We start from the raw sequence: 2,261 nt of genomic DNA on the forward strand, positions 1-2,261 counted from the left end.
GATTTCGCCGTCCATGTGGTAGTCCCGCGCAAAGGCGGTGGTGGAGATGTTTTCCACCCGGTCCTCGACCCACTTGACCGGGCGGCCCAGCACGATGGAGGCGACGATGGCGCAGACATAGCCGGGGTAGACGCCGACCTTGTTGCCGAAGCCGCCGCCGATGTCGGGGCTGACGATGCGGACCTTGGACTCGGGAATGCCCGAGAGCAGCGACACCACGGTGCGCACCACGTGCGGTGCCTGGCTGGTGATGTAGGTGGTCAGGTCGCCGCGCACCGGGTCGAAGCTGGCCACGCAGCCGCAGGTCTCCAGCGGGCAGGGGTGCACGCGCGGGTAGTACATGTGCTGGCTGACCTTGACCGGCGCGCTGGCGAACGCCGCGTCGGTCGCGGACTTGTCGCCCGCGTCCCAGGTGAAGATGTGGTTGTGGTGCTCGCGCGGGCCGTGGGCACCGCTGGTCTTGCCGGCCAGGTCTTCGCGGATCACGGGCGCGTCGGGCTGCAGCGCGGCGTAGGGGTCGATCACCACCGGCAGCTCTTCGTATTCCACTTCCACCGCTTCCACCGCGTCGGCGGCGATGTAGCGGTCGTCGGCGATGACGATGGCCACCTCCTGCATCTGGAAGTGCACCTTCTCGTCGGCCAGCACGGCGGCCACGTCGCCGGCCAGGGTGGGCATCCAGTGCAGCTTGAGCGGCTTGAGGTCGTCGGCCGTCAGCACCGCGTGCACGCCGGGGATGGCGAGCGCGGCCTCTTTGTTGATCTTCTTGATGCGGGCGTGGGCCAGCGGGCTGCGCACGATGTCCATGTGCAGCATGCCGGGCATCTTGATGTCGTCGACGTAGTTGCCCTTGCCCTGGATGAATCGGGCGTCTTCCTTGCGCAGGCGCGAGACGCCCATGCCGGCCAGGGCGATTTCACGGGCTTCGGCGGTTGGTACCGGTGCGTTCATGTGGGTTTCTCCGTGAAAGGGTTCAGGCCGTGGCGGGTTCTTGCAGTTTCTTGGCGGCGTACTGCACCGCCTTGACGATGTTCTGGTAGCCGGTGCAGCGGCACAGGTTGCCGCTCATGCCCATGCGGATCTCTTCTTCGCTGGGGTTGGGGTTGTCCTGCAGGAAGCGGTAGGCGCGCATCAGCATGCCGGGGGTGCAGAAGCCGCACTGCAGGCCGTGCTCCTTGTAGAAGCCTTCCTGCACCGCGTGCAGCACGCCCTTGTTGGCCAGGCCTTCGACGGTGAGCACTTCCGAGCCGTCGCACTGCACCGCCAGGTGGGTGCAGCTCTTGACCGAGCGGCCGTCGATGTCGACCGTGCAGGCGCCGCAGTGGCTGGTTTCGCAGCCGATGTGGGCACCGGTGAGATTGAGCTCTTCGCGCAGGAAGTGGATGAGCAGGGTGCGCGGCTCGACCGCCTTCTCTTCGTTCTTGCCGTTGACGCTGACGTTGATGAGTTTCTTGGCCATGGGGTGTCTCCTTGTGTTCAGGCGCAACGGGCCCAGGCCTTGGCCAGGGCGCGCTTGACCATTTCGCCGGCCATGGCGGTCTTGTATTCGGCGTCGCCGCGCAGGTCTTCGGCCGGGTCGCAGATGGCGGTGGCGGCGTCGGCGGCGGCCTGCACGGCGGCCGGCGTGAAGGCCTGGCCGAGCAGCGCGGCTTCAGCGGCTTCGGCGCGCAGCGCGGTGGGCGCCACATTGGTCAGCGCGATGCGCACATGGCTGACCGTGTCACCGGTCTTGCGCAGCACGACCGCGCAGCCGGCCGTGGCCCAGTCACCGGTCTTGCGCTTGAGTTTTTCGTAGGCGTATCCGGTGCCCTGTGTGAAAGCAGGTGCGTGGATCTCGACCATCACCTCGTTTTCTTCCAGCAGCGTCATGTAGGTGCCCAGGAAGAAGCCGTCGGCCGCCACGGTGCGGCGGCCGTTCGGGCCTTCGAGCACGAAGGACGCTTCGATGGCGATGGACAGGGCGGGGTGATCGTTGCCCGGGTCGCCGTGGGCGATGTCGCCGCCGATGGTGCCGCGGTTGCGCACCTGCGGGTCTGCGATCAGCTTCGCCGCCTCGGCCAGCAGTGGCAGCTTGGCCTGCACGATGGGCGAGCTGATCAGGTCGTTTTCCACTGTCATTGCGCCGATCACCACCTGGCCGCCTTCTTCGCGGATGCCGCGCAGTGCCTTGATGCGGTTCAGGTCGATCAGGTGCGCCGGCGCTGCAAAACGCAGCTTCATCATCGGCAGCAGGCTGTGCCCGCCTGCCAATAGTTTGGCGT

The 2,261-nt window shown here is 66.9% G+C and carries 3 protein-coding genes; all 3 read right to left on the reverse strand.

The features are described from left to right. Window positions 1-951, reverse strand: a 951-nt coding sequence (locus ACR2JA_RS13950; protein ID WP_434009685.1) for a molybdopterin cofactor-binding domain-containing protein, incomplete at its 3' end; no start/stop codon positions are given. A gap of 22 nt (window positions 952-973) precedes the next feature. Then, window positions 974-1,459: a (2Fe-2S)-binding protein gene (locus ACR2JA_RS13955; RefSeq protein ID WP_434009686.1), complete on the reverse strand. Its 486-nt coding sequence runs from the start codon at window positions 1,457-1,459 to the stop codon at window positions 974-976. A 17-nt stretch (window positions 1,460-1,476) separates the two neighbouring features. Then, a partial coding sequence (locus tag ACR2JA_RS13960) for an FAD binding domain-containing protein (protein ID WP_434009687.1) occupies window positions 1,477-2,261 on the reverse strand: 785 nt, incomplete at its 5' end.

It is taken from the genome of Hydrogenophaga sp. (genome assembly GCF_051007235.1).
Taxonomy (GTDB): domain Bacteria; phylum Pseudomonadota; class Gammaproteobacteria; order Burkholderiales; family Burkholderiaceae_C; genus Hydrogenophaga.